Here is a 5,581-nt window from a genome sequence, read left to right as displayed (position 1 = left end):
ACGTCCACGCCGCGATCATCCGTCCACGCTTTCACGCGCTCGACGAAATCCTCGGTACGGTAGTTGATGGCGCGCGCGCCCAGCGTTTCGCAGGCGCGGCATTTTTCATCGCTGCCGGCGGTAGCGAACACCGGATGACCCAACGCGTGTGCAAGCTGGATCGCCGTCACACCGATGCCGCTGGAACCGCCCTGTACCAACAGGCTTTCCATGCCGCCGTTTTCGCGCTGCCCCAGCCGGCCGCGATCGAATACGTTGCTCCACACGGTGAAATAGTTTTCCGGCAGCGCGGCAGCGTCCTGCACGCTCACATCCGCGGGTACGGGAAGACATTGGCCCAGCGGCGCCACCGAATATTGCGCGTAGCCGCCGCCGGCCAGCAGGGCGCATACGGCGTCGCCGCGTTTGAGCCCGAATGGATTGCCGCCGCTGAAATCGCCATCCACCAGTTCACCCGCCACTTCCAATCCGGGTAGATCCGAAGCGCCGGGCGGCGGCGCGTAGTGGCCTTGCCGCTGGAAGACATCCGGCCGGTTCACGCCCGATGCGACGACCTTGATCAACACTTCGCCAGCGCCGGGGCGGGGAATCGGGCGCTCCACTGGAACCAGCACTTCCGGACCACCGAAATGCGGAATCTCGATGGCTTGCATGGATGTCATCAGCGGCGCTCCTTGTTGCTTGGGGTTACGGACTGGTATCGACCAGCACCAGCTCGGCGTCTTCCAGTGCGGTCACGGCCACCGATGTTTCGTCACGGATCGCCGCGCCATCGCGCGCGTCGAGCCGCACACCGTTGACCTCCACCGCGCCCTTGGCCGGCACAAGATAGGCATAGCGCCGTGGGTCCAGCGTGTAGTGCGCGGTTTCGCCGGCCTTCAAGGTGGCGCCGAGTACGCGAGCATTGGTGCGCAAGGGCAGGGCGTCCGCATCGCCTTCGATGCCGCTGGCCAGCGCCACGAAGCGTCCGGAACGCTCGCCGGCCGGAAACGGCTTGGTGCCCCACGAGGGCGCGCGGCCGCGTTCGTCCGGAATGATCCAGATCTGGAAAATGCGCGTGGTATCCGATTCCAGGTTGTACTCGCTGTGCGTGATGCCGCTGCCCGCGCTCATCACCTGCACGTCGCCGGCCACCGTGCGGCCCTGGTTGCCCAGGTTGTCGCGATGAGTGATCGCGCCTTCGCGCACGTAGGTGATGATTTCCATATCCGCATGCGGATGCGCCGGAAAACCGGTCTGCGGCGCGATGGTGTCGTCATTCCACACGCGCAGCGCGCCCCAGCCCATGCGCTTGGCGTCGTGGTAGCTGGCGAACGAAAAGTGATGCTTGGCCTTGAGCCAGCCGTGGTCGGCGCCACCCAGGCTGTCGAAAGTACGCCGTTCGATCATGGAACACCTCACTGGTTATGGATGGCGCGCAAGATAGAGCCGGCCATGGCGAAGGAGAACTGCCGCCAGGGAAACAGTGTGTCGCCAGGGTATCCTCAGCGCTGGCGGTGCCCGCTCATCTCATGCCCCGCGTCGTGCGCAAAGGCGCGATGCCAATAGGTGGAGCTGAGCGAAATCAGCGTCACCACCAGGAACGCCACCGAGAAGTTCAATCGGCTCGGCTCGCTGTTATGGCTGGCCGCCATGGCCAGCTTGAGGATCAGCGCCCCGCAACACACGCCCACCGACAGCATCAATTGCTGCAAGGTGGAATAGAAACTATTGGCCGCGCTCATGCGCTCGGTCGGCACGGCTTCGTAGGCAATGGTGTTATAGGCCGTGAACTGCACCGACATGATGACGCCGCAGCAGGTCAGCAGGCCGAACATCAGCCAGAACGGCCAATCGGCGCGGAAGAACGCGCACACGGCGTAACTGAGGCCCGCCAGCACGCCGTTGTAGAGCATCACGCGGCGGAAACCGATCCAGCGCAACAGGCGCGTGGTGAGCAGGCGGGCCAGTAGCGCACCGACGGAAATGGCCAGGATCAACTGGCCGCTGCGCAACGCCGAAAACCCCAGCCCGATCTGCAACAACAGTGGTAGCAGGAATGGTTGTGCGCCTTGGGTGATGCGCATCAGCGCACCCGAAATCACCGACAGGCGGAACGAATCGATGCGCAGCAGCGTCAGGTCCACCGCAGGGTGCTCGCGGCGCCTGGCATGACCGATGTAGGCCAGGCACGCGGCCGCGCCGACAGCGACCAGCATCACGCCATTGCGCATGCGAGTGTTCTCGCCGAACAGCTCCAGGCCGAACAGCAAACAGCTCAGGCCAACGCTGCACAGTGCAAAACCCAGCCAGTCGAACGGCGCCGGGCGCGTGCCGCTGTGCACTTCCGGCACATAGCGCCGCACCAGCCAGTAGCCCAGCGCGCCGATCGGCACGTTGATGTAGAAGATCCAGCGCCAGTCGAAGTACTGCACGATGAAACCACCCAGCGGCGGCCCGGCCATGGTGCCGAGCACGGCGGGTATGAGCGTCCACATCATCGAGGACACCAGATGCTTGCGCTCCACCGTGCGCAGGATCACCAGCCGGCCCACCGGCCCCATCATCGCGCCGCCCGCGCCCTGCAACAGCCGCGCCGCCACCATCATCGACAGGCTATGCGTGAGCGAACACAAGACCGAGCCGATGATGAACACCACCATCGCGCTGTTGAACACGCGTTTGGCGCCGAAGCGGTCGGCAATCGCGCCGCTCACCGGGATGAGCACCGCCAGCGCCAGCAGATAACTGGTTACCGCCACGCTCATGGCCGGGGCGGATACGCCGAAATCGCGCGCCATGGTGGGCAGCGCCGTGGCGAGCACCGTGCCGTCGACCTGTTCGAGGAAGATCGCGCAGCCGACGATCAGGGAAATGGTGCGGTAATCGGGATAGACCGGCTGATCGGTGGCCGGCAGATCCAGCTTTTCCTCACTCAACGCGCTCACAAGGGTTCCTGCAGCGAGCGCAGCGGGCCTTTGCCGGGTGGCGAGGAAGTCGGAAGCGCTCGGGACGTGGGCGCATCGGGGTGTGCGCCGCAGTTGTCGCATTATTCGCCGGGCGCGGGATCAGGACAAGCGAGATCGTGCAGCTCGCCGTAGGTTGGGGTGCAAACCCCAACACCGCCATGTACATGCATTCCGATGGTGGGGTTTGCACCCCATCCTACCTGCTTCGGCGAGGTTGTCCCCTCACTCCAACCCTCTCCCCGGCGGGGAGAGGGTGCTGGGGTGTCAGACCGCCTCGAACACGCCTGCCGCACCCATGCCGGTACCGATGCACATGGTCACCATGCCGTACTTCTGCTTGCGGCGGCGCAGGCCGTGTACCAGCGTGGCGGTGCGTACGGCGCCGGTGGCTCCCAGCGGGTGGCCGAGCGCGATGGCGCCGCCGAGCGGGTTGACCTTGGACGGGTCCAGGCCCAGATCGCCGATTACCGCCAGCGCCTGCGCGGCGAAGGCTTCGTTCAATTCGATCCAGTCGAGCTGGCCCTGGCCGATACCCGTCTGCTTGAGCGCTTTGGGAATCGCTTCCTTCGGACCGATGCCCATGATGTCCGGACGCACGCCAGCCACCGAGTAGCCTACGAAGCGTGCCAGCGGGGTAAGCCCGTACTGCTTGATCGCCTGCTCGCTGGCCAGCAGCACGGCGGCGGCGCCGTCGGAGGTCTGCGAGGAATTGCCGGCAGTCACCGTGCCACCGAACTGGCCGTTGCGGAACACGGTCTTCAGCTTGCCCAGCACCTCCGGCGTGCTGCCGGCACGCGGGCCTTCGTCGGTGTCGATCGTGCGGCTGTCGGTCTTGATGCCGCGGGTGGCCAGGTCAGGGTAATGGTCGTCGAGCTGGAACGGCGTGATTTCGTCCCTGAATTCACCCGCCTTGATCGCGGCCAGCGCACGGTCATGGCTTTGGGCGGCAAACGCGTCCTGTGCTTCGCGCGACACCTTCCACTGCTTGGCCACGTTCTCGGCGGTGATGCCCATGCCGTAGGCGATGCCGATGTGCTCGTTGTCGAAGATGCCCGGATTCATCGCCACCTTGTGGCCCATCATCGGCACCATACTCATGCTTTCGGTGCCGGCGGCAATCATCAGGTCGGCTTCGCCCAGGCGGATGCGGTCCGCAGCCATGGCGACGGCTTGCAGGCCCGAGGAACAGAAGCGGTTGATGGTGACGCCGGGCACGGTGTCCGGCAGGCCGGCCAGCAGCAGGCCGATGCGCGCCACGTTCATGCCTTGCTCGGCTTCGGGCATGGCGCAGCCGACGATCACGTCGCCGATGCCGTGCGGATCGATGCCCGGCGCCTGCGCCATCACGGCGCGGATTACGTGCGCGAGCAGGTCATCGGGACGGGTGTTGCGGAATACGCCGCGCGGTGCCTTGCCGACCGGGGTGCGGGTGGCGGCGACGATGTAGGCGTCTTGCACTTGCTTGGTCATGTGTTTTTGCTCCGTGGCGTCGCGCGATGCAGCAACGCCGTTAGTTTTTTTGCCGTCGTCCCGGCGAACGCCGGGACCCAGTGTCTTTGTTGATGCGTGCGAACGTCGCTGGGCCCCGGCGTTCGCCGGGGCGACGAGTTAATTCCTCAGCGGCTTGCCGGTGGTCATGGTGTGCGCAATGCGTGACTGTGTTTTCTCGGTCTGCGCCAGTTCAACGAAGTGCTTGCGCTCCAATGCCAGCAGCCACTCTTCGTCCACCAGCGAGCCGCGTTCGATCGCGCCGCCGCACAGCGTGTCGGCAATGCGCGTGGCGATCGCTACGTCGTGTTCGGACGCGAAGTAACCAGCCTGCAGGTTGGCGAGCGACGCCTTGAACGTGGCCGTGCCGACATCGCCGGCAACCGGAATGTTGCGCGCGTACAGCGGCGGGCGATAACCACTTTCCGCAAGCGAACCGGCCACCTGCTTGGCGACGTAAAGCAACTCGTAGGCGTTGAACACCACCACGTCGCTGTCGCGCAACAGGCCCAGCTGCTTGGCTTCCAGCGCGCTGGCGGAGACCTTCGCCATCGCTACCGTTTCGAACACTTTCTTCAGCGCTTCGAACGGATCGCTGGGATTGCTCTGCGCCGCACGGATGGCCAGCTCATGCAAGCCGCCGCCGGCCGGCAGCAGACCGACGCCGGCTTCAACCAGACCGATGTAGCTTTCCAGCGCCGCCACGGTGCGCGCCGAATGCATCTGGAATTCGCAACCGCCGCCCAGGCACAGGCCGCGCACGGCCGATACCACCGGCACCAGCGCATGCTTGATGCGCATGCTGGTGCGCTGGAAGTTGGCGACCATGGCGTCGAATTCCTTCACCTTGCCGGCCTGCAGCAGGCCCAGCGCACCCTTCAGGTCCGCGCCGGCGGAGAACGGTTCGCTGGTCTGCCAGATCACCACCGCCTTGAGCTGTTCCTCGGCGATGCCGATCGCGTGCTGGATGCCGTCGAGCACCTGGTCGTTGACCGTGTTCATCTTGGTCTTGAACGAGATGATGCCGACGCCGTCGTCGCCTTGCGTCCAGAGGCGGACGCCGTCGTTCTCCCACACCGTCGTGCCTTGGTCGAACTTCTCGCCAAGAATCGCATCGGGGAACAGCTGGCGCTTGTACACGGGAT

Annotated in this window: 5 protein-coding genes; all 5 read right to left on the bottom strand. The window is 65.3% G+C overall.

Annotated features, from left to right (window positions below):
• The coding region (locus tag ACTHNE_RS17270; RefSeq protein ID WP_440269892.1) for a zinc-binding dehydrogenase at positions 1–662 on the bottom strand (662 nt) is incomplete at its 3' end.
• 25 nt (positions 663–687) lie between these two features.
• Positions 688–1,389 carry a pirin family protein gene (locus ACTHNE_RS17265; RefSeq protein ID WP_324941260.1) on the bottom strand — a complete coding sequence of 234 codons (702 nt, stop codon included), beginning with the start codon at positions 1,387–1,389 and terminating at the stop codon, positions 688–690.
• A gap of 95 nt (positions 1,390–1,484) precedes the next feature.
• Entirely contained in the window at positions 1,485–2,918 is a 1,434-nt protein-coding gene (locus ACTHNE_RS17260) for a DHA2 family efflux MFS transporter permease subunit (protein WP_440269893.1), read from the bottom strand.
• 294 nt (positions 2,919–3,212) lie between these two features.
• Positions 3,213–4,418 carry an acetyl-CoA C-acyltransferase gene (locus tag ACTHNE_RS17255; RefSeq protein ID WP_440269891.1) on the bottom strand — a complete coding sequence of 402 codons (1,206 nt, stop codon included), beginning with the start codon at positions 4,416–4,418 and terminating at the stop codon, positions 3,213–3,215.
• Positions 4,419–4,556: 138 nt separating this feature from the next.
• Positions 4,557–5,581: enoyl-CoA hydratase/isomerase family protein (locus ACTHNE_RS17250; protein WP_440269890.1), on the bottom strand; the 1,025-nt coding region annotated here is incomplete at its 5' end.

This window comes from Dyella sp. (assembly GCF_051954575.1).
Taxonomy (GTDB): domain Bacteria; phylum Pseudomonadota; class Gammaproteobacteria; order Xanthomonadales; family Rhodanobacteraceae; genus Dyella_B.
Note: the sequence above shows the minus strand (reverse complement) of the source record. Positions and strands in the feature narration are given on the sequence as shown.